Source organism: Haemophilus parainfluenzae T3T1 (assembly GCF_000210895.1).
Lineage (GTDB): Bacteria > Pseudomonadota > Gammaproteobacteria > Enterobacterales > Pasteurellaceae > Haemophilus_D > Haemophilus_D parainfluenzae_A.
The window spans coordinates 438,075-460,525 of sequence record NC_015964.1; the positions used below are offsets into that span (position 1 = coordinate 438,075).

General features: G+C 40.9%; 18 protein-coding genes, 6 tRNA genes, 1 rRNA gene, 1 pseudogene and 1 riboswitch. Of the genes and pseudogenes, 6 read left to right on the plus strand and 20 right to left on the minus strand.

Annotated features, from left to right (window positions below; all coding sequences use genetic code 11):
• Positions 1 to 55: 55 nt before the first annotated feature.
• The 6 genes from PARA_RS02215 to PARA_RS02240 all read right to left on the minus strand — a co-directional run bounded on the left by PARA_RS02215 (position 56) and on the right by PARA_RS02240 (position 4,815).
• Positions 56 to 131 (minus strand) — tRNA-Ala (locus PARA_RS02215).
• Positions 132 to 184: 53 nt separating this feature from the next.
• Positions 185 to 261 (minus strand) — tRNA-Ile (locus PARA_RS02220).
• An 82-nt stretch (positions 262 to 343) separates the two neighbouring features.
• A 16S ribosomal RNA gene (locus PARA_RS02225) occupies positions 344 to 1,883 on the minus strand.
• A 340-nt stretch (positions 1,884 to 2,223) separates the two neighbouring features.
• Positions 2,224 to 2,730, minus strand: coding sequence for a menaquinone-dependent protoporphyrinogen IX dehydrogenase (gene hemG / locus PARA_RS02230; RefSeq protein ID WP_014064354.1), 507 nt, complete (start codon positions 2,728 to 2,730; stop codon positions 2,224 to 2,226).
• A complete protein-coding gene (locus tag PARA_RS02235; RefSeq protein ID WP_032822573.1) occupies positions 2,730 to 4,193 on the minus strand; it encodes a TrkH family potassium uptake protein in 1,464 nt (487 codons plus the stop codon). The genes hemG and PARA_RS02235 overlap by 1 nt, the downstream gene beginning before the upstream one ends.
• 10 nt (positions 4,194 to 4,203) lie before the next feature.
• The gene (locus PARA_RS02240) at positions 4,204 to 4,815 is read right to left on the minus strand and encodes a YigZ family protein (RefSeq protein ID WP_014064355.1); all 612 of its coding nucleotides are present in this window, start codon (positions 4,813 to 4,815) and stop codon (positions 4,204 to 4,206) included.
• A gap of 116 nt (positions 4,816 to 4,931) precedes the next feature.
• Between PARA_RS02240 and tusA the strand changes: the two genes are divergently transcribed.
• Positions 4,932 to 5,171, plus strand: a complete 240-nt coding sequence (gene tusA / locus PARA_RS02245; protein ID WP_005697464.1) for a sulfurtransferase TusA — start codon at positions 4,932 to 4,934, stop codon at positions 5,169 to 5,171.
• A gap of 29 nt (positions 5,172 to 5,200) precedes the next feature.
• On the opposite strand, the gene PARA_RS02250 is transcribed toward tusA, so the two are convergent.
• The 5 genes and pseudogenes from PARA_RS02250 to selA all read right to left on the minus strand — a co-directional run bounded on the left by PARA_RS02250 (position 5,201) and on the right by selA (position 10,723).
• Entirely contained in the window at positions 5,201 to 6,118 is a 918-nt protein-coding gene (locus PARA_RS02250) for an RsiV family protein (protein ID WP_014064356.1), read from the minus strand.
• 8 nt (positions 6,119 to 6,126) lie between these two features.
• Positions 6,127 to 6,484 (minus strand): annotated as a pseudogene (locus PARA_RS02255) (SelB C-terminal domain-containing protein); the annotation flags it as partial.
• An 89-nt stretch (positions 6,485 to 6,573) separates the two neighbouring features.
• Complete coding sequence (locus PARA_RS02260) at positions 6,574 to 7,476, minus strand: RsiV family protein (protein WP_014064358.1); 903 nt, start codon at positions 7,474 to 7,476, stop codon at positions 6,574 to 6,576.
• 8 nt (positions 7,477 to 7,484) lie between these two features.
• Entirely contained in the window at positions 7,485 to 9,344 is a 1,860-nt protein-coding gene (selB, locus tag PARA_RS02265) for a selenocysteine-specific translation elongation factor (RefSeq protein ID WP_014064359.1), read from the minus strand.
• Positions 9,341 to 10,723, minus strand: coding sequence for an L-seryl-tRNA(Sec) selenium transferase (gene selA, locus PARA_RS02270; RefSeq protein WP_014064360.1), 1,383 nt, complete (start codon positions 10,721 to 10,723; stop codon positions 9,341 to 9,343). Before selA ends, selB begins: the two co-directional genes overlap by 4 nt.
• A gap of 72 nt (positions 10,724 to 10,795) precedes the next feature.
• On the opposite strand from selA, the gene PARA_RS02275 reads away from it, so the two are divergent.
• A tRNA-Sec gene (locus PARA_RS02275) sits at positions 10,796 to 10,890 on the plus strand.
• Between the two features lie 149 nt (positions 10,891 to 11,039).
• Here the strand turns inward: PARA_RS02275 and tuf are convergent.
• The 5 genes from tuf to PARA_RS02300 all read right to left on the minus strand — a co-directional run bounded on the left by tuf (position 11,040) and on the right by PARA_RS02300 (position 16,547).
• Positions 11,040 to 12,224, minus strand: a complete 1,185-nt coding sequence (tuf, locus tag PARA_RS02280) for an elongation factor Tu (RefSeq protein WP_005635637.1) — start codon at positions 12,222 to 12,224, stop codon at positions 11,040 to 11,042.
• 65 nt (positions 12,225 to 12,289) lie between these two features.
• On the minus strand, positions 12,290 to 14,392 hold the full coding sequence (gene fusA / locus PARA_RS02285; RefSeq protein WP_014064361.1) for an elongation factor G: 2,103 nt from the start codon (positions 14,390 to 14,392) through the stop codon (positions 12,290 to 12,292).
• Positions 14,393 to 14,476: 84 nt separating this feature from the next.
• On the minus strand, positions 14,477 to 14,947 hold the full coding sequence (rpsG, locus tag PARA_RS02290; protein WP_005699184.1) for a 30S ribosomal protein S7: 471 nt from the start codon (positions 14,945 to 14,947) through the stop codon (positions 14,477 to 14,479).
• Between the two features lie 146 nt (positions 14,948 to 15,093).
• Positions 15,094 to 15,468: a 30S ribosomal protein S12 gene (rpsL, locus tag PARA_RS02295; RefSeq protein WP_005543325.1), complete on the minus strand. Its 375-nt coding sequence runs from the start codon at positions 15,466 to 15,468 to the stop codon at positions 15,094 to 15,096.
• Positions 15,469 to 15,653: 185 nt separating this feature from the next.
• Entirely contained in the window at positions 15,654 to 16,547 is an 894-nt protein-coding gene (locus tag PARA_RS02300; protein ID WP_014064362.1) for a hypothetical protein, read from the minus strand.
• A gap of 230 nt (positions 16,548 to 16,777) precedes the next feature.
• Between PARA_RS02300 and PARA_RS02305 the strand changes: the two genes are divergently transcribed.
• Entirely contained in the window at positions 16,778 to 18,163 is a 1,386-nt protein-coding gene (locus PARA_RS02305) for a chloride channel protein (protein ID WP_041918201.1), read from the plus strand.
• A gap of 3 nt (positions 18,164 to 18,166) precedes the next feature.
• Positions 18,167 to 19,153, plus strand: coding sequence for a tRNA dihydrouridine(20/20a) synthase DusA (gene dusA / locus PARA_RS02310; RefSeq protein WP_014064364.1), 987 nt, complete (start codon positions 18,167 to 18,169; stop codon positions 19,151 to 19,153).
• 72 nt (positions 19,154 to 19,225) lie between these two features.
• On the opposite strand, the gene ribB is transcribed toward dusA, so the two are convergent.
• Positions 19,226 to 19,873, minus strand: coding sequence for a 3,4-dihydroxy-2-butanone-4-phosphate synthase (gene ribB / locus PARA_RS02315; protein ID WP_014064365.1), 648 nt, complete (start codon positions 19,871 to 19,873; stop codon positions 19,226 to 19,228).
• Positions 19,874 to 19,961: 88 nt separating this feature from the next.
• Positions 19,962 to 20,136: riboswitch (FMN riboswitch) on the minus strand.
• A 127-nt stretch (positions 20,137 to 20,263) separates the two neighbouring features.
• Between ribB and nadR the strand changes: the two genes are divergently transcribed.
• Positions 20,264 to 21,373: a multifunctional transcriptional regulator/nicotinamide-nucleotide adenylyltransferase/ribosylnicotinamide kinase NadR gene (gene nadR / locus PARA_RS02320; protein WP_014064366.1), complete on the plus strand. Its 1,110-nt coding sequence runs from the start codon at positions 20,264 to 20,266 to the stop codon at positions 21,371 to 21,373.
• Between the two features lies 1 nt (position 21,374).
• Positions 21,375 to 22,055 carry a metallophosphoesterase family protein gene (locus PARA_RS02325; RefSeq protein WP_014064367.1) on the plus strand — a complete coding sequence of 227 codons (681 nt, stop codon included), beginning with the start codon at positions 21,375 to 21,377 and terminating at the stop codon, positions 22,053 to 22,055.
• Positions 22,056 to 22,108: 53 nt separating this feature from the next.
• On the opposite strand, the gene PARA_RS02330 is transcribed toward PARA_RS02325, so the two are convergent.
• The 3 genes from PARA_RS02330 to PARA_RS02340 form a co-directional block, all read right to left on the minus strand.
• Positions 22,109 to 22,185: transfer RNA gene (locus PARA_RS02330), tRNA-Arg, on the minus strand.
• A 53-nt stretch (positions 22,186 to 22,238) separates the two neighbouring features.
• A tRNA-Arg gene (locus PARA_RS02335) sits at positions 22,239 to 22,315 on the minus strand.
• A gap of 23 nt (positions 22,316 to 22,338) precedes the next feature.
• Positions 22,339 to 22,432: transfer RNA gene (locus PARA_RS02340), tRNA-Ser, on the minus strand.
• Between the last annotated feature and the right edge of the window lie 19 nt (positions 22,433 to 22,451).

The window sequence follows — 22,451 nt, forward strand, 5'->3', positions numbered from 1 at the left end:
CATCGTTAAATAAACTCACTAAGTATAAAAACTCAATTTACTTAACGATGATAAGTGGTGGAGATAAGCGGGATCGAACCGCTGACCTCCTGCGTGCAAGGCAGGCGCTCTCCCAGCTGAGCTATATCCCCATGTCATCGTTTATTTATTACCTTATTCACCTTCATCACTCACTCAGTTTGAGTGGTGGGTCTGAGTGGACTTGAACCACCGACCTCACCCTTATCAGGGGTGCGCTCTAACCACCTGAGCTACAGACCCAAGGGAATAACGGCTTTCTGCTCGATATTGCCTACAATACATCAATCAATCTGTGTGGACACTTATTGTCTCTCGTTTTTGGTAAGGAGGTGATCCAACCGCAGGTTCCCCTACGGTTACCTTGTTACGACTTCACCCCAGTCATGAATCATACCGTGGTAAACGCCCTCCCGAAGGTTAAGCTATCTACTTCTGGTACAACCCACTCCCATGGTGTGACGGGCGGTGTGTACAAGGCCCGGGAACGTATTCACCGCAACATTCTGATTTGCGATTACTAGCGATTCCGACTTCATGGAGTCGAGTTGCAGACTCCAATCCGGACTTAGACGTACTTTGTGAGATTCGCTCCAGCTCGCACTATCGCTTCCCTCTGTATACGCCATTGTAGCACGTGTGTAGCCCTACTCGTAAGGGCCATGATGACTTGACGTCATCCCCACCTTCCTCCGGTTTATCACCGGCAGTCTCCTTTGAGTTCCCGACCTAATCGCTGGCAACAAAGGATAAGGGTTGCGCTCGTTGCGGGACTTAACCCAACATTTCACAACACGAGCTGACGACAGCCATGCAGCACCTGTCTCAGAGTTCCCGAAGGCACCAATCCATCTCTGGAAAGTTCTCTGGATGTCAAGAGTAGGTAAGGTTCTTCGCGTTGCATCGAATTAAACCACATGCTCCACCGCTTGTGCGGGCCCCCGTCAATTCATTTGAGTTTTAACCTTGCGGCCGTACTCCCCAGGCGGTCGATTTATCACGTTAGCTACGGGCGCCAAACTTAAAGCTCAACCCCCAAATCGACATCGTTTACAGCGTGGACTACCAGGGTATCTAATCCTGTTTGCTCCCCACGCTTTCGCACATGAGCGTCAGTACATTCCCAAGGGGCTGCCTTCGCCTTCGGTATTCCTCCACATCTCTACGCATTTCACCGCTACACGTGGAATTCTACCCCTCCCTAAAGTACTCTAGCGACCCAGTATGAAATGCAATTCCCAGGTTAAGCCCGGGGCTTTCACACCTCACTTAAGTCACCGCCTGCGTGCCCTTTACGCCCAGTTATTCCGATTAACGCTCGCACCCTCCGTATTACCGCGGCTGCTGGCACGGAGTTAGCCGGTGCTTCTTCTGTAGTTAACGTCAATCACCTAGTCTATTAAACTAAATGCCTTCCTCGCTACCGAAAGAACTTTACAACCCGAAGGCCTTCTTCATTCACGCGGCATGGCTGCGTCAGGGTTGCCCCCATTGCGCAATATTCCCCACTGCTGCCTCCCGTAGGAGTCTGGGCCGTGTCTCAGTCCCAGTGTGGCTGGTCATCCTCTCAGACCAGCTAGAGATCGTCGGCTTGGTGAGCCTTTACCTCACCAACTACCTAATCCCACTTGGGCTCATCCTATGGCATGTGGCCCGAAGGTCCCACACTTTAATCTTTCGATATTACGCGGTATTAGCTACAGTTTCCCGTAGTTATCCCCCTCCATAAGCTAGATTCCCAAGCATTACTCACCCGTCCGCCACTCGTCATCAAAGAAGCAAGCTTCTTTATGTTACCGTTCGACTTGCATGTGTTAAGCCTGCCGCCAGCGTTCAATCTGAGCCATGATCAAACTCTTCAATTCAAGTTCAATCGCTCAATACTGCTGACATAAAATGTCACTACTTAAAAAGTATAATGAATTTCTAGTTAGCACCTATTAAGACTTCAAAATTAAAAAATATTTTTAAAACAAGTCAATCAACAAGTGCCCACACAGATTGTCTGATATATTGTTAAAGAGCAAAAAACAACGACGCACTGGTTTTATTAAAGATTCACAACAGCGCGTCGTTGTGTGGGGCGTATTATAGGCATTTCAGATGCCTTTGCAAGATCTTTTTGTAAAAAAATGTAAATTTTTTATTAGTTGAAGATCTTTTAATCAAATAGTCTAAAAAACACTATTTTTATGGTGTTTTATTCTACGAATTCAGGCTTTCTGCAAATGTCTTTACTTTTCCCCAATCGGTATATTCAATTTCTTTGGTTGTATCCGTTTCACCACCTGTAATTTTCATAATCAATTGGATCATGACTCGATCAATCCATTTATAGCGTGGATATAGCAATGCACCTGCAAACACGCCAACTTTTGCCGGAGTCCATTTTATGCGTTGAAGGAACTTACGAACATAGACATTTCCCTCTGGCGTATCTTTTCCTTCTTTTCTCGCTGTCAAATTTACGCCAAAAAAGACCGCTCTTTTTGCATTCAGTAATTCATGATGGCGTTCCACAAAATGGTATAACTGTTTATTAAAATGACCATAGCGAATGGATGCCCCAATAATAACCCGATCAAAAAATGGAAGATCCGGTTCCTCCGTTAACGGTGAAACCACTACTTCTCCTTCAAGATACTGAGCCATAAATTCAGCAATCTTTTTAGTTTGTCCATCACGGCTTGAATATAAAATTAATGTTTTCATTATGCCTTCCAAAACGCTGGTGTGAAGAGCGCCAATAATGTGAAAATTTCTAAACGACCGCATACCATCGCAATGGTGAGTACCCATTTAGCACTATCTGGCATCGCCGTCATATTGCTGCTTACTGAACCTAATCCTGGTCCAAGGTTATTAATACTTGCCAATACCGCATTAAAGGCATCAAAAGGTTCGACACCACAGGCAATCACACTTAATAAACAAATAGTAAATACCAATAGATATGCAGAGAAAAAGGCCCAAATACTCCCAATCACACGTTCATCAAGGACATTTTGCCCCCACTTAATTGGATACACTAAATTTGGGTGAACAAATCGTTTTAGCTCTCTCGCACCTTGAAGATATAGCACTAAAATCCGCGCAACACGCAAACCACCACCAACTGAGCCTGCACAACCCCCAATAAAAGAAGCAATAATTAATAACATCGGTACAAAGGAAGGCCATTCAGCAAAATTTGATGTAGTGTAGCCTGTTGTTGTTGAAATCGATACGGCTTGGAATACGACTTGCTCAAAATCTTGCCACGAGGAATCAAAATATTGATGGCTTATCATCACTAATGTACAAACCACGATAAGTAAAATTTGAATACTCATAAAGAATCGGAATTCTGGATCTTTTGTATAAATCTTCAAAATATTTTCTCGTCCTAAAGTCGAAAATGCTCTGAAGTGCAATGCGAAGTTACAAGCTGAAATCCACAAGAAAATGATCGTGATAAAATTAATCGCCGAACTATTAAAGTAGCCGATACTGGCATCATGCGTAGAAAAACCACCAATGGATACCGTCGAGAAACTATGTGTAATCGCATCGAACGGTGTCATGCCTGCTAACCAATAAGCCAAAGCACAAGACATGGTTAAAAAGAAATAAACAAACCACAACGCCTTTGCCGTTTCAGCTATCCGTGGCTGAATTTTCTGATCTTTCATTGGGCCTGACATTTCCGCACGGTATAACTGCATTCCGCCAATACCTAATAAAGGAATAATTGCAATCGCGAGTACGATGATCCCCATCCCGCCTAACCATTGTAGGAATTGACGATAAAACAGAATGGCTTTCGGTAAATTATCTAATCCTGTCATGACGGTGGCACCCGTGGTTGTTAACCCGGAAAACGCCTCAAATACGGCGGAAGCCACTGTTAAATGAGGTGAATCAAATAATAGCAATGGCAAGGTTGCTAGACCGCCCAGAACGAACCAAAATGCCACCACAATTAAGAAACCATCTCGAGATCGCAGTTCTTGTTTATGGTGATGACAAGGCCACCAAAGCAACATGCCCACGGTTAAGCTTAATGCAAAAGCTTGCATAAACGCTTTACCGCCGCCATCGCCATAAATAAGCGCCACGAAGGCTGGAATCAGCATCGTGCCGGAAAAACACATGATCAAAATGCCGATAATCCGAATAATGGATAAAATATGCACAATATCTCGCTTAATTCATTTCTTCTAATTTCAACGTTCCTGCAGAACGCTCAATTAATGCTTGTTCAAAAGGTTTAATTTGATCTTCACTAATGCCTAACTGCAATGTAATCTGCACTTGAAAATCTTGCTGATAAATTTCAATTTGATGCTGTTCACATAAAATTTGGATCCAATTTAATTGTGCATAATCACAATGAACTTGGAATAACTGACGTTCTACTTTTCGTTCAGTTTCTAATAATTTTAAAGCTTGCTGCACACCATTTCCATAAGCACGAACTAAACCGCCAGTGCCTAATAAAATGCCACCATAATAACGAACAACTACGGCACTAATCTCACCGATTTGGCTACCTTGCAAAGCCGATAGCATCGGTTTCCCTGCCGTGCCAGCTGGTTCACCGTCATCGGAAAAGCCTAATTGTTGAGAATCCGTTGGCTTGCCTGCTACAGCTGCCCAACAATGATGGCGTGCATTAGGGTGCTGTGCTTTAACTTCTGCCCAAAAAGCTTTGGCTTGTTCAAGTCCTTCCGTATGTTGCAAATACGTGATAAATCGACTTTTCTTAATTTCTTCTTCAAAAACGACCGCACTTTTGGGGATAAGGTATTCAGCCATGGAATCATTGTTCAAGTAAATTTTTTGCGTAGTTTATCATTGATAGCGGATTTATCGAAATTTCCCCATAATTATTGTATGATGTAGCTCAATTTCAATAAAACTAATGAATAACTATGACTGAAATTACTGTCGATAAAACCCTTGATACCGTTGGTTTACGTTGTCCTGAACCCGTGATGCTCGTGAGAAAAAACATTCGCCACATGAATGAAGGTGAAGTATTGCTTATTTTAGCGGACGATCCTGCCACGACTCGCGATATTCCCAGCTTCTGCCAATTTATGGAACATACGCTTTTAGCGAGTGAAACCCAAGACACCCCTTTTAAATACTGGGTGAAAAAAGGCCAATAAAAATGCGGCCATTATTGACCGCACGTTGATTACCCTTTTACTGGTGCTGTATATCCTAAATCATAATACTTCTGTTTTACAAAATCTGACGTTAATAAATTTTCACGTTGTAGCCAAACCCACGGTATCACCAAATCTTGCTCGCCCGCGGCATACGAAGCAATTTCATACTCATGATAAATAAAATGAATACCATCGTGTGCAAGATAGAAATTCTCAGAAACATCAAAATCTGTTTTTTTCGTAAACGCCTCTTCATCTTTTATACGACCATAATCCGTATAAAAACTCCACAATAATTCTTTAACCTCAGGGAGCTTTTTCTGATCAATAATATCAGGAAGCGTCAGTACTTTATGTGTAGTCATATCTACAGTTAAATATACGTTCCCCTCAACACCATGTAGCCCCCCAGTATAGCTATAATACCCCATAGCAAAAGTCGCTAATTTTTCTTTTTGACCAACAAATGACATCCAAGCATTACGAGAGAAACCTAGCTCAGGTTCTTTTTCTAAAGATGCTTTTACATCATTCAAAATTGTTTGATATTCACTTCGCACCTGATCTCGTGTTTTAGGTGCATTTTCTCCGAATTCCTTTTTAACCAATTCAGACCATAACAGCTCATCTAACCAATCTATATTCGTTTTTAATCCTAAGAGACTAATATCGATTTCTACCTCATCACGCTCAAACCAACGTTCTTGCGATGGGGTATATTTAATTTTTTCTACTTTTTCAAAAATAACGTCTTTTTCCGCAAAAATAGCAGGAATAATCTTCTCCGCCTTTTCTTTTTCAGCTTTTAATTGCGTATTTTCTGCCGTCAGTTGTGCAATTGTCTGTGTTTGTTGCGCAATGGTTGCTTTCGCTTCTTTATCTTCACAACCTGTTGCCGTAAAAAGTGCGGTTAAAATTAGGGCTGAAATAAGTGTTTTTTTCATATGTTATCCTATAAATCAAATGTCTCTTTATCACGTAGAATGTGATCATTGCCTTTACGGCGTAAAAAGCCGGTACGGTCAAAATATTCCATTAATTGCACTGTCAGTTTTCTGACCAAAGTTCAGTTTATCACGTAATTCATTTACGGCAACTTTACCTTCTTCGCCTGCCATTTCCTTAATTAAGCGAGCATAAGCATAAATGCTTTCAGTCAGGAAAAAACGGTCTTTTACGATTGGCGTAAGATAGCCCAATTTACCCGCTTTATACATAAAGTTACGCATAGCACTTTCATCTTTCGCCAAGGCTGTTGCCATATCACGCACCCAAATGGCTTGACCATGCGCTTTCTCAAATTCAGATACGCTTTTAGCGAGTGAAACCCAAGACACACCTTTCAAATACTGGGTGAAAAAAGGTCAATAAAAATGCGGTCAATACTGACCGCACTTTGTTATTCTGTCGAATTACTCGAAACAGGGTAATACTGTTTCTGAATAAATTCAGGCTTCAATAACGCAGGGGCATTCCACCACTCAATCACAAGCTCCTGTGGCCCTTCTGCGTAAGACGCAATTTCATACACGTTATACACAAAGTGAATCCCATCATGATCTAAATAGAAATTATCGGTCACCTCAAAAGCATCTTTTGATGTAAATGCTTCCTCATCTTTTACTTCGCCATATCGAGTGTAACGTTCCCAAAGCAGCTCTTTTAATTTAGCTTGCTGATTTGGTTTAAACACATCATCAAATGAAAGTAGTTTTTTCGTTTCTAAATCAATATTAAGATAATGATCACCGCCAACTCCATGAACGCCACCACCATAGCTGTAATAGTTTATTAAAAATACAGCAAGCTTACCTCTTTGGTGATTAAATGCTAAATCTAAGGTTTCATCAACACCAATTATCGGAGATTCCAACATCTCTTTTTTAGCTTCATCATATGCTTTTTGGTAATCCTCAATAAGCTGCTCGCGGCTTCTTGGTTTACCATCAGCATTTTTTGAAATTTGCTCTAAAAGTAGTTTATCTAGCCACTCAATATTCGTTTTTAGTGTAGAAATACTGCAATGAAGTTTACCTTCAGTAGGGACATATTCATCTTCTTTGGCCGATTTAGGATATTTGATGGTTTCCTCTTTATCAAAAATCACATCATCTTGAGCAATAATTGCCGGAATAACCTTCTCCGCCTTTTCTTTTTCAGCTTTTAATTGCGTATTTTCTGCTGTTAGTTGTGCAATTGTCTGCGTTTGTTGCGCAATGATTGCTTTCGCTTCTTTATCTTCACAACCTGTTACAGTAAAAAGTGCGGTTAAAATTAAGGCTGAAATGAATGTCTTTTTCATGTTTTATCCTATAAATCAAATGTCTCTTTATCACGTAGAATATGATCATTGCCTTTGCGGCGTAAAAAGCCGGTACGGTCAAAATATTCCATTAATTGCACTGTCAGTTTTCGACCAAAATTAAGCTTATCACGTAATTCATTTACGGCAATTTTACCTTCTTCACCCGCCATTTCCTTAATTAAGCGAGCATAAGCATAAATGCTCTCAGTCAGGAAAAAACGGTCTTTTACGATTGGCGTAAGATAGCCTAGCTTACCCGCTTTATACATAAAATTACGCATCGTACTTTCATCTTGTGCCAAAGCTGTTGCCATATCTCGCACCCAAATAGCTTGACCATGTGCTTTCTCAAATTCAGTCAACACCGCTTGCCATAAGCATTGCTCTTCGGTTGAAAATTGAATTTTGTGTGAAGGCAAATGTAGCCAACCTCGGGTTTGCTGCAATTGGCCTTCATCAAGCATTTCTTCAATGAAATGATAAATCAGGTTTTCTGGTTGGTTTAAAGTCGCAATACGGTATAAACGGGCTTTACTTAAACCAAGCTGATCATTATGTTGTTCATGATAGGTAGCAAGTGCGGTCAAAATTTGCTGCGTTTTTTCACGTTGATAATCACGATTAAAACACCAATTTTGGAAACGAATATCACCGTTTTCAGCCAACGCTTCTGCCAGTTGATTTTCAGTTAGCTGCTCACTCCACATTAGCGCTTGAGCTGAAACCGCCTCTTTTTGTAAGGTTAATCCGATGCGTTGTGTGGCGCTTTGAGCCTGATTAAGTTTAGCTAAGAACGCTAGACGAGCCTCTGTACGCTTATAACGTTTTGGTGAATAAATTTCGAGTACCTTCGCTCCACCAATTAATACTTTTGCATCGCCACTACGTAAAATTAATTTATCCCCAAAGGCCAAAAATAATGGCTGCTCTAAAATGACTTCCGCCAAAGTGCGGTCATTTTTCATTGCATTTTTGCTTTCAAGCAAGGTAAGCTTACCTGTTGTACGGCTTGCTGCATGATAAATGTGCACAGGCTGACTATCTTTCAAATTCACTTCAGGCGTAATTTCAATGGTAATACGATCAGTTGGATCAAGTGGTTCTGAGGCTAACAACCAATCGCCACGCTGCATTGGAAGACGATCTAAATCGACATTTAAATTGAGCGCTAAGCGTTGACCAGCCAAGCCTTTCTCACTCGGTGTATTTTGAGCATGGATATTTTTAACACGAACCTTTTGTCCCGTAGAAAGGAAGAGTTCATCATCAATGGATACAGTACCCGCAAATGCTGTGCCTGTCACTACTGTCCCCGCCCCTTTCACGCTAAAGACACGGTCGATAGCATAACGAAACGGTTTATTTATTTCGGCTAATTCCGGTAAATTGGCTAAATAATCACGTAACGCATCAATTCCTAAGCCTGTTTGTGCCGATGTAATAAAATAATGAGATTCAGCTAAGAATGGATAATCTGTCTGAATTTGTGTTTTTAGTGCCTCGATTTGCTCATTTGTTGCTCGGTCAGCCTTGGTAATCACCACCATGATTTCAGTAAATTGAAGCTGACGTAAAATCGCTAAGTGTTCTTTAGTTTGTGCGGCAATCCCTTCATCGGCTGCAACAATAAGCATGGCATAATGCACACCACCAAGCCCGGCCAACATGTTGGCGAGAAACTTTTCATGGCCAGGTACATCAATAAACCCAAGTACTTTCTCTTTTAAAGGTAAATAGGCATAACCCAAATCAATGGTCATGCCACGTTTTTTTTCTTCCGGCAAATGGGCGGTATTTGTGCCTGTTAGTGCCTTCAAGAGGGCTGTTTTACCATGATCGACATGCCCTGATGTTACTATGATCATAATTTTTCCACCGTATCTAATAATGCCTTAAAGTCAGCCACGCTACGTAAATCTAACCAAATCTTTCCTTTCTCAACACGACCGATTATTGGTTGTTCTAACGCTTTGAATATTGCTAAAAGTGCGGTCAATTTTGCCTCTGTTTTTTCGGCAATCGTCACTGCAAAAGAAGGGATCGTCGCCATTGGTTGGGAACCACTCCCAATCTGAGCAAAACTTTCTTCAATCTCTACATGATAATCTTTTAAACGATTTGCTAAACAAGCTTTAAATTGTTCCGCTTTTTCTTGTAATATATCCATTGACTGGGTAAGCAAATGCAAAGTTGGCAACGTTTCAGTAAGCTTTTCGGGCTGAAGATAAAGGCGTAATGTTGCCTCAAGTCCGGCTAAAATCACTTTATCACAACGCAACACGCGCTTTAATGGATGAGCTTGTAACTGAGCAATCCACTCTTTTTTACCAACAATAATGCCAGCTTGTGTTCCGCCCAATAATTTATCTCCTGAAAATGACACTAAGTTTACGCCTTGTGCAACTTTTTCTTGCACCGTCGGCTCATTCGGTAAATGATATTGGCCCAGATCAATCAATGCACCACTGCCCAGATCCGTAATCACAGGAATATCAAATTCTCGTCCTAGATCAACCAACTCTTGTTCTGAAACTGAAGCAGTAAATCCACTAATATGATAGTTACTGCAATGTACTTTCATTAAGAAAGCGGTATTTTCGTTGATTGCTTGACGATAATCTTTCAAATGTGTGCGGTTTGTTGTACCCACTTCAACAAGTTTACAGCCCGCTTGAGCCATAATGTCTGGGATACGAAATGCGCCACCGATTTCAATTAACTCACCACGAGAAATAATGACTTCTTTATCCTTTGCAAAGGTGGCCAACATCAAGAGCACAGCAGCTGCATTGTTGTTAACGATACAAGCAGCTTCTGCACCTGTGAGTTGTGCAAGTAGCTCACTAATATAATTATCCCGATGACTACGTTTGCCTTCTTCCAAATCATATTCCAGTGCAACATTACCTTTCATCGCATGAAGTGCCGCTTGTTGTGCACTTTCAGCCCATAATGCTCGCCCTAAATTTGTATGTAATACCGTGCCCGTTAAATTATGAACTGATTTAATTTGTACATGATTTTGTTGAGTCAATCGTTCTTGTAAATAATGCAATGTACTTAGGTGATCGGCAAAAAAGTGCGGTAAATTTTGATGCTGTTTAATAAACTCGCGCCCTTCAGACAATAATTGGCGCAATTCACGCACGACAGCTGAATGACCAAATTCAGTTAAAAGCATTTCACCTTCTGGTGTTTTTAAAAATTTATCTACCGAAGGAAGTTGTTGAAAAAGTGCGGTCATTTTTAATTCCTATTTCAAAATGGCGTTGAATTGCGAACTAATTTACGCTAAAGTAACCGCAATTTCAATAACGGAAGGTCGTCATCTCCGGTGAGGTGGCAGGACTTCAAATCCTGTTGGGGACGCCAGCGTTCCCGGGTGGGTTCAACTCCCATGACCTTCCGCCACTCTTTTCTTCCAAAGAATATTTCTCTCACCCTAACATTCACATGTTTAATTTGAACTTTCATTATAATTTCACTGAATTTTAGGCAAACAAAAAGGCATATCTTTCGATACGCCTTCTTAATCTAACTTGTTACAGTTAATACATCAATTATTTGATGATTTTCGCAACAACGCCTGCACCTACTGTACGGCCACCTTCACGGATTGCGAAACGTAAACCTTGGTCCATCGCGATTGGGTGGATTAAGCTTACTGTCATTTTGATGTTATCACCAGGCATTACCATTTCCACGCCTTCTGGTAACTCGATTGTACCAGTTACGTCAGTTGTACGGAAATAGAACTGTGGACGGTAACCTTTGAAGAATGGAGTGTGACGACCACCTTCATCTTTTGATAATACGTAAACTTCTGATTCGAAATCAGTGTGTGGAGTGATTGAACCTGGTTTCGCTAATACTTGACCACGTTCGATTTCTTCACGTTTGGTACCACGTAATAATGCACCGATGTTTTCACCTGCACGACCTTCGTCAAGTAATTTACGGAACATTTCAACACCAGTTACTGTTGTTTTCGCTGTTGGTTTGATACCAACGATTTCAACTTCATCACCAGTACGAATGATACCACGCTCAACACGACCTGTTACTACTGTACCACGACCTGAAATTGAGAACACGTCTTCGATTGGAAGAAGGAACGGTTGGTCAATTGCACGCTCTGGCTCTGGAATGTAAGTATCTAAGTGGTTTGCTAACTCAAGGATTTTTTCTTCCCATTCTGCAACGCCGTTTAATGCTTGTAATGCAGAACCACGTACGATTGGAGTATCGTCACCTGGGAAGTCATATTGAGAAAGAAGTTCACGAACTTCCATTTCTACTAATTCTAATAACTCTTCGTCATCTACCATGTCGCATTTGTTTAAGAATACGATGATGTAAGGTACACCTACTTGGCGACCTAATAAGATGTGCTCACGAGTTTGTGGCATTGGACCATCTGTCGCTGCTACTACTAAGATAGCACCGTCCATTTGCGCCGCACCGGTAATCATGTTTTTAACATAGTCCGCGTGTCCTGGGCAGTCAACGTGTGCATAGTGACGAGTTGGAGTATCGTATTCAACGTGTGAAGTGTTGATGGTGATACCACGCGCTTTTTCTTCTGGCGCGTTATCGATTTGGTCGAATGCACGAGCTGCACCACCGTAGTGTTTTGCTAATACGGTTGTGATTGCTGCTGTTAAAGTTGTTTTACCGTGGTCAACGTGGCCGATTGTACCCACGTTTACGTGCGGTTTTGTACGTTCAAATTTTTCTTTAGACATTTGTTTAGTTTCCTAGAAAATGCTCTATAAGCCATTCGACTTATAGAGCGGATTGTTACAAAAAATTATTTTTTACGCGCTTCAATTACTGCAGCAGCAACACTTGTTGGCGCTTCAGCATATTTTAACGGTTCCATTGAGTATGATGCACGACCTTGAGTTTGTGAACGTAAGTCTGTTGCATAACCGAACATTTCAGAAAGTGGAACTTCTGCATCGATTTTAACAACGAATTCGTTCGCTTCTTGACCGTTAACCATAGCACGACGACGGCTTAAGTCACCGATTACATCACCCACATACTCAGGTGGAGTTTCTACTTCAACTTTCATGATTGGCTCAAGTAGAACTGGGTTTGCTTTAGCGAACGCTGCTTTAAATGCTAAAGAGGCCGCTAATTTAAACGCTAATTCTGATGAGTCAACATCATGGTATGAACCGAAGTGTAAACGTACACCAATATCTACTACCGGATAACCCGCTAATGGACCAGATTTAAGCTGTTCTTGGATACCTTTATCAACTGCAGGAATGTATTCACCAGGGATTACACCACCTTTGATTTCGTTTACAAATTCGTAACCAGGACCTTCTGGATCTAATGGGTATAAGTCAATAACAACGTGACCATATTGACCGCGACCACCAGATTGTTTTGCGTGTTTACCTTCCACATCGTTAACACGAGTGCGGATAGTTTCACGGTAAGATACTTGTGGTTTACCGATGTTAGCTTCCACTTTAAACTCACGTTTCATACGGTCAACGATGATGTCTAAGTGTAACTCACCCATACCAGAAATAATGGTTTCGCCAGATTCTTCATCAGTGTGTACACGGAATGAAGGGTCTTCTTGAGCAAGACGACCTAATGCAAGACCCATTTTTTCTTGGTCAGCTTTAGTTTTAGGTTCTACTGCTACAGAGATTACTGGCTCTGGGAATTCCATACGCTCAAGGATGATTGGTGCGTCGATAGCACATAATGTATCACCCGTTGTTACATCTTTTAAGCCGATTGCTGCAGCGATATCGCCCGCACGAACTTCTTTGATTTCTTCACGTTTGTTAGCGTGCATCTGTACGATACGACCAAAACGTTCACGTTTTTGACGTACAGAGTTTAATACTGTATCACCAGAGTTAATTACACCTGAGTACACACGGAAGAAGGTTAAGTTACCTACGAATGGGTCAGTTGCAATTTTGAATGCTAATGAAGAGAACGGCTCATCATCGCTTGCGTGACGTTCACCTTCAGTTTCATCTGGGTTGATACCTTTGATTGCTGGAATATCAGTTGGTGCTGGTAAGTACTCAACAACTGCATCAAGCATTGCTTGAACACCTTTGTTTTTGAATGCAGAACCACAAGTTACCAAGATGATTTCGTTTGCTAATACGCGTTGACGAAGACCTGCTTTGATTTCTTCTTCGCTTAACTCTTCACCACCAAGATATTTTTCCATTAATTCTTCAGTTGCTTCAGCTGCTGCATCAACAAGGTTTTGACGCCATTCTTCACACGCTGCTTGCATATCTGCTGGAATATCTTCATAAGTGAAGGTCATACCTTGGTCAGCTTCGTTCCAGTTGATCGCTTTCATTTTGATCAAATCAACAACACCGGTGAAGCTTTCTTCTGCACCAATTGGAAGTTGAAGAGGAACAGCGTTAGCACCTAAACGAGTTTTAAGTTGTTCAACAACACGTAAGAAGTTAGCACCAGTACGGTCCATTTTGTTTACGAACGCGATACGTGGAACTTGATATTTGTTAGCTTGACGCCATACAGTTTCAGACTGAGGTTGAACACCACCAACCGCACAGTAAACCATTACCGCACCATCAAGAACACGCATAGAACGTTCTACTTCAACAGTAAAGTCTACGTGTCCTGGGGTATCGATAACGTTGATACGGTGTTGTGGGAACTGTTGTGACATACCAGACCAGAATGCGGTAGTTGCCGCAGAGGTAATGGTAATACCACGCTCTTGTTCTTGTTCCATCCAGTCCATTGTTGCTGCACCATCGTGTACTTCACCAATTTTGTGACTTACACCAGTGTAGAATAAGATACGTTCAGTGGTAGTAGTTTTACCAGCATCAATGTGCGCACTAATACCGATATTACGATATCTTTCAATAGGGGTTGTACGAGCCATTATTATAACCTTGTTAAGTTTAATATCTGTTTATATAAGGGTAAGGCTTCATCGAGGATGAAGCCCTTAAATTTTAAAAGCGTATTACCAACGGAAGTGAGCAAATGCTTTGTTAGCTTCAGCCATGCGGTGAACGTCTTCACGTTTTTTCACAGCTGCGCCTTTGTTATCTGATGCATCAGATAATTCATTTGCAAGACGTAAAGCCATTGATTTATCACCGCGTTTACGTGCAGCTTCAACGATCCAACGCATACCTAATGCATTACGACGAACTGGACGTACTTCAACTGGCACTTGGTAAGTAGAACCACCAACACGACGAGATTTAACCTCAACAGTTGGGCGAACGTTTTCAAGTGCAATTTCAAATGCTTCTAAAGGTTCTTTACCTGTGCGTTCTGCAAGTTTGTCTAACGCACCGTAAACGATGGTTTCAGCAACGGATTTTTTACCGTCTACCATTAATACATTAATAAATTTTGCAAGTAACTCTGAACCGAACTTCGGATCTGGAAGAATCTTGCGTGGTTCAACACTACGACGACGTGGCATTGCGAATTTCTCCGTATATTTAATCTTCAGGATATCCAAAACTCTATAAAAATTAACCGCACTTTAAAGTGAGCTAATGTGATACTGGAGTTTCTGATTTAAATTTTTACTAATTTAGACGTTTGGCCTTACTTAACGGAGTTCCATTAAGCTTTAGGACGTTTAACGCCGTATTTAGAACGACCTTGTTTACGATCTTTAACGCCTGCACAGTCTAATGCGCCGCGTACAGTGTGGTAACGAACACCTGGTAAGTCTTTAACACGACCACCACGGATAAGCACAACACTGTGCTCTTGAAGGTTGTGACCTTCGCCGCCGATGTAAGAAGTTACTTCAAAGCCATTAGTTAAACGAATACGACATACTTTACGTAATGCTGAGTTCGGTTTTTTAGGTGTAGTTGTGTATACACGAGTGCACACACCACGTTTCTGCGGGCAAGCCTCTAATGCAGGAACGTTACTTTTTACAACCTTTTTCACACGCGGTTTGCGTACTAGCTGGTTGATAGTTGCCATTAAAAAAGCTCCAGTTTAAATGTTATTCATAATAGAATGTTTGTTACAAAATCTATCTCTCCATCCAATAGACGGAAGAAATAGACGCTGAATTTTAAAGAGTTCATGGAAAAATGTCAAGCATCGCATTCTTTGCGCTTAACAGCCTCCTTCATTAGATATCGTTAAGGCTTGAGGATTAAAAATTAATCCACTTGCTTTTGCTTAGAGTCTGTTATTTTATTAAAGTACTTCCATAGTTGTTCCGCATTCGTACTAATTTTTTCAAAGCCTGCTGGTAGTTCATAAGTTTGAGTTTGTGGATTAAATAAAATTACTACCTTACCTTTCTTGTTACCTATGCTCTTTATATCCCATTCTTCTGATCCATTTTTAGCCTTATCATTAAGCTTATATTTCACAAGCTTATAATTCAATTCGATCGGATAAAATGCCTCTGTTGGCTTTAGGCTTGAATTAATTTTAGGCTCGCATTCAATGCCGAGAGGTCCAAAACGCCACTCTTCATAATGACACCCAGCCACCATTTTCATTTTATTATCTACTAGATAAACCCAACTAATATCACCTTTCTCACCACCACTCCCACCATCACGGCTGTTTAATTGAAAACCCAGTGTATCCTTTCCTAGCTTAACGACCGCAGCCTTACCAAGAAACTCTATATTTTTATTTTTAAATAATGGTTGTTGATCAAAGTTTTCTGAATTCATATATTCCTGATTTTCTAAAACCCATTCATCTAATGACTTTTTGAAAATGTATAAATAAAGTTCCTCATTATACCCTGCAGTTCCATAATTCAGCGCAACATAACGCTTTTCTCCTTCACTGGTTTGAATATCTTTTAAATCATAATCAATAAAAAAACTATCATCTTCCCAAGATTTACTCCATTTATCGTATACAGCTCTCGGATAAACTTTTTTGAGAATATGTTTGCCAAATTCTTCATTACTTAAATTAGTAGAAATTTGATTAAATTGACTACTCGAACTGGTGGAATTTGCTATAGATGCTTGTACTTCAGTACAAGTTAGGAAACAGCTAAACATAGAGATAAATAGTATTTTTTTCATAATAGAATCCTTATAATTATTGATCTAAGTGTAGTGCATTCTGACTTAGCTTAAGAGATCTTCTACAATTATATGATTTTAAAATAATTTATTCCATCCCATCTTTACATTTCATACATTATCTTCAAGATATTTAATTCATTTAGTTTTACCTCTCTTTTCCAAATCAATTGCCTGCCTGAAACTAGGGTTTTATAATTTCAAGCAGAATTATTTTGTTGGCAATCATTATGTTACGTTCATTCATTTTTCATTTACGTTATTTCTATCACAAAAAACTTCGACAAACGCATCGTATCTCTCATAAAACACTCGAATTCGTATGTTTACTGATTGGTGCGACATTTGTTGCTCTCTTTTCCTTTGGATTTGCCAAGCTAGCCGATATCGGACTTGAATTTAATGCCTATTGGTCTGCCAAATACCCTCTCGCCGTTTGGATTGTTTTACCGCTTGGTCTTGCTTTTCTCACCTGGTTTACCGCCAAATACACACCTTATGTTGGCGGCAGCGGTATTCCACAAGTGATTGCCTCCATTAATCTTCCTTACAATGGCTATAAAACAAAACTGGTTAAATTTCGCCAAACTATTTGGAAAATTCCACTTACTTTCTTTGCAATGGTTATCGGTGCATCTGTTGGACGTGAAGGCCCATCTGTTCAAGTGGGTGCGGCAGTCATGCTCGCTTGGGGAAATTTCTGTCGTAAATATAACTTTGCTTTTCGTGGTTTGAGTACAAATGAACTTATCGCAACCGGTGCAGCAGGTGGTCTTGCAGCTGCCTTTAATGCGCCTTTAGCTGGCGTAATTTTTGCCATTGAAGAACTTGGTCGCGGCGTGATGTTACGCTGGGAACGCCGCGTATTACTTGGTGTATTAGCAGCCGGTTTTATTTTAGTAGCGATTCAAGGCAATAGCCCTTACTTTCCAGCCTATAAAGGTGCAACAGCTATTCCCTATTTATATCTTTGGCTTGCTATTTGTGGCGTAGTTTGTGGCGTACTGGGCGGTATATTTGGGCGACTCCTTGCAAAAGGATTAGCAGGACTCTCTCCACTCAAATGGCGTGATTGGATCCGCAAACACCCCATTTACGTTGCCTTATTACTCGGTTTAGTACTTGCAGCGATGGGAACCTACAGCGAAGGGCAAACTTATGGAACTGGTTATAATGTGGTCGCAAGAGCATTGGAAGGACAACTTGTTTCGCCTGAAGTGGGGATACTAAAACTCTTCGCAACAGTTACGACGTATTGGAATGGTATCGCGGGCGGAATTTTTACGCCATCTCTCACTACTGGCGCGGGTATCGGCACCATGTTATGGGAAATCAGCAACGGCATGGTCGATCAACGTTTCTTAGTCATTTTATGTATGGCAGCCTTTTTAGCAGGTGGCACACAATCGCCCGTGACAGCCAGCGTAGTGGTAATGGAAATGACAGGTGCTCAACCTGTGCTGATTTGGCTCTTGATTTCCAGTATCATTGCCTCCATAATTTCGCGCCAATTTAGTCCGAAACCTTTTTACCACTTTGCGGCTGGACGTTTCCGTCAACGAATGCAGGAACAACAAGCAGAAGATCTGCGCCGTAACGAGATTCAAGAGAAATAAAAAATGTCAGAAAACCAACCGCACTTTTATCGTGGCCGCTTTTCCGTTGCGCCAATGCTAGATTGGACGACACGCCATTGTCGCTATTTTCATCGTCAATTTAGTAAAAATGCGTTGCTTTATACTGAAATGGTCACAGCTCCCGCCATTATTCATGCGAAATACGATCATTTAGATTTTGATTTGCAAGAAAACCCGGTTGCCTTACAACTTGGCGGAAGCGACCCCGCACAGCTAAAACATTGTGCAAAATTAGCCGAAGAAAGAGGCTATCATGAAATTAATCTGAATGTGGGCTGTCCTTCCGATCGCGTGCAAAATGGCATGTTTGGTGCGTGTTTGATGGCAAAAGCAGATTTAGTAGCTGAATGTATTGCAGAAATGCAACGTGTCGTGAATATTCCTGTGACCGTGAAAACGCGTATCGGCATTGATGATTTGGATAGCTATGAATTTCTCTGCGATTTTATCGAAAAAGTTCATCATGATGGCTGCCAAGAATTTATTGTTCATGCACGAAAAGCCTGGCTTTCAGGATTAAGTCCAAAAGAGAATCGCGAGATTCCCCCTTTGGATTATGATCGTGTTTATCAATTAAAGAAAGATTTTCCACAGTTAACCATTGCTATTAATGGCGGCATTAAAACCATCGAAGAAATGAAATATCATTTACAATTTGTGGATGGCGTGATGGTTGGGCGTGAGGCTTATCAAAATCCATCGTTGTTGGGCTATATTGATCAAATGCTTTTTGATGCCAATGCGGATATCGTCACACCAAAACAAGCGGTGGAAGCCATGTTCCCTTATATTGAAAAACAACTGAGCCAAGGCGTTTATTTAAATCATATCGTTCGACATATGCTCGGTGCATTTCAAAACTGCAAAGGGGCAAGACAATGGCGACGCTATCTAAGTGAAAATGCCTTTAAACAAGGCGCGGGCATTGAAGTGGTTGAAACGGCATTAAGCTTTGTGGAAACCAATTAAATCTATAAAATGTAAAGTGCGGTCAGAATTTAACAGATTTTCTGACCGCACTTTTGTTTTCTGAGAATTTAATTAGCAATGATGTTTTTGACGATATGCCACTAAGTCTTCAATTGTTAATACCACATAACCAAATTTTTTCGCAAATTCGATAATTTCTGGTGCGCGAGCCATAGTGCCATCATCATTCGTAATTTCACAAATCACACCCGCTGGTTTAAAGCCACTTAAACGTGCTAAATCAACTGAGGCTTCAGTATGACCGCGACGAGTTAAAACACCACCTTCTGCCGCACGTAATGGGAAAACATGTCCTGGACGGTGAAGATCTGTCGGTTTCGCCTGATCTGCAATTGCCGCTTTGATTGTGGTAACACGATCTTGTGCCGATACACCTGTTGACACACCTTCTGCCGCTTCAATCGTCACAGTAAACGCGGTTTTATTCACGCTATTGTTATGCTCAACCATCGGTGGCAAATCAAGCTGTTTGCATTGTTCATCGGTGATACATAAACACACGATACCACTACCATAACGAATAAGTTTTGCCATTTGTTCTGGCGTAATCGTTTCTGCAGGGAAAATTAAATCGCCTTCATTTTCGCGATCTTCATCATCCAATACTAATACGCCATTACCTTGTTTGAATGCGTTCAATGCGTTAATCACCCGTTCTTCACCGGTCGCACCAAATGCAGATAAAATTGACTGATTCATCGTAATTTCCTTTGTTGTTACGTTAAAATTAACCAGAATCAGGGCTGAGAAATGCAAATAAATAGAACGGAATTGGGAACCCAATCCGTTTTATTCTCTTTCATCCAGACTATACTGTCGGCTTTGGAATTTCACCAAATCTGCTAACCTTAAAAGGACAAAGCGAAACAATTTTGTAAAACACAATCAAAATTGACCGCACTTTTAAGTGCTCGTGGGCTGTTACCACCGGTAGGGAATTTCACCCTGCCCTGAGAATGCAGGCTGTAGTATAACGCAAAATGTCACGGTAAAAAATCATTCAATGAAAAATGTTTTTATTTGCACAAAGATTGCATAAAATAGGACTATTCAGCCACCTCGCAGTGGTCATTTAGCGAAGGATACATTATGTCGAACAAACACGATAAAAAAGTGGGTGTGATTTTTGGGAAATTCTACCCTGTTCACACCGGCCATATTAATATGATTTATGAAGCATTCAGTAAAGTGGATGAACTTCACGTGATTGTCTGTAGCGATACCGAACGCGATTTAAAGCTGTTCTATGATAGTAAAATGAAACGTATGCCGACAGTACAAGATCGCCTTCGCTGGATGCAACAAATCTTTAAATATCAAAAAAATCAAATTTTCATTCATCACTTAATTGAAGATGGCATTCCAAGTTATCCAAATGGCTGGCAAGCTTGGAGTGACGCGGTAAAAAATCTATTTGAAGAAAAACAATTTACCCCGACAATGGTATTTAGTAGTGAGCCACAAGATAAAGCGCCATATGAAAAATACTTAGGACTCGAAGTTTCTTTAGTGGATCCTGACCGCTCTTTCTTTAATGTATCCGCAACGAAAATTCGTACTACACCTTTCCAATATTGGAAATTCATTCCGAAAGAAGTCCGTCCGTTCTTTGCAAAAACTATCGCCATTTTGGGTGGTGAAAGCAGCGGTAAAAGTGTGTTAGTTAGCAAACTGGCTGCCGTATTTAATACTACTTCTGCATGGGAATATGGTCGGGAATATGTCTTCGAAAAATTAGGTGGCGATGAGCAAGCCATGCAATATTCTGACTATCCACAAATGGCATTAGGTCATCAACGCTATATTGATTATGCAGTACGTCACGCCCATAAGGTAGCAATTATTGATACTGACTTCATTACCACGCAAGCTTTTTGTATTCAATACGAAGGCAAAGCCCATCCATTCTTGGATTCTATGATCAAAGAATACCCATTTGATGTGACTATTTTATTGAAAAACAATACAAAATGGGTGGATGATGGCTTACGTAGTCTAGGCAGCCAAAAACAACGTCAACAATTCCAACAGTTATTGAAGAAATTGTTAGATAAATACAAAGTGCCTTACATTGAAATTGAATCACCAAGTTATCTAGACCGTTATAACCAAGTGAAATCTGTTGTGGAAAAAGTGTTAAATGATGAAGAACTTGAAGGTTTACAGCATACTAAACGCACATTGACCACCGAGAGATAACATGATTTTATTCGCAGGCGATCCGCACGGAAGTTATGAACATCTTTATCCTTTCGTGCAAGAAAATGACAACGTTGCTCTCATTATTTTGGGCGACTTGCAGCTTTCTTCGCCTGATGAATTAGATAAACTCGCACAATATTGTGATATTTGGTTTATTCACGGCAACCATGATAGCAAAACCGTCGCCGCATTTGAGGCGATTTGGGGGACACATTGGAAATCGCGTAACTTGCATAATCGTGTTGTTGAAATTCAAGGACAACGCATTGCCGGCTTAGGTGGTGTATTCCGTGGACAAATCTGGATGCCACCAAATAAGCCAATGTACTTTGATCCTATCCACTATTGCCAATATAGCCCGCAAGAAAAAATTTGGCGTGGCGGTGTACCATTGCGTCATCGCACGTCTATTTTCCCCTCTGATATCGAAGCCATTGAAAACGAGCAAGCTGATATTTTAATTTGCCATGAAGCGCCAAAGCCTCATCCAATGGGATTTCGTGTGATTAATCAACTTGCTGAAAAATTAGGGGTAAGACACGTTTTCCATGGTCATCACCACGATAACGTCGAATACAAGACAAATTTCCCTTATAAAATCACGAATGTTGGTTTTAGAAGTATCACAGACATACAAGGAAATTATTTATTAAAAACCATTGATGATCGAGAAAAATAACTAAATAAAGCGTTAACTGTTTTTGATAAAAAGAAAAGTTTGAAGAGAGAAGATGGCGCACCCGAAAGGATTCGAACCTTTGACCGCTCGGTTCGTAGCCGAGTACTCTATCCAGCTGAGCTACGGGTGCGTAGTGATGTTTTATTCTTCGTGACCATTTTAACTGATAGAGTCGATTCAAAATGGCGCACCCGAGAGGATTCGAACCTCTGACCGCTCGGTTCGTAGCCGAGTACTCTATCCAGCTGAGCTACGGGTGCAGAATAATAAAACTAAAAACAAATGGCGGTGAGAGAGGGATTCGAACCCTCGATGGAGTTTTTGACCCCATACTCCCTTAGCAGGGGAGCGCCTTCAGCCTACTCGGCCATCTCACCACAATCGGTTTGTGGGCGG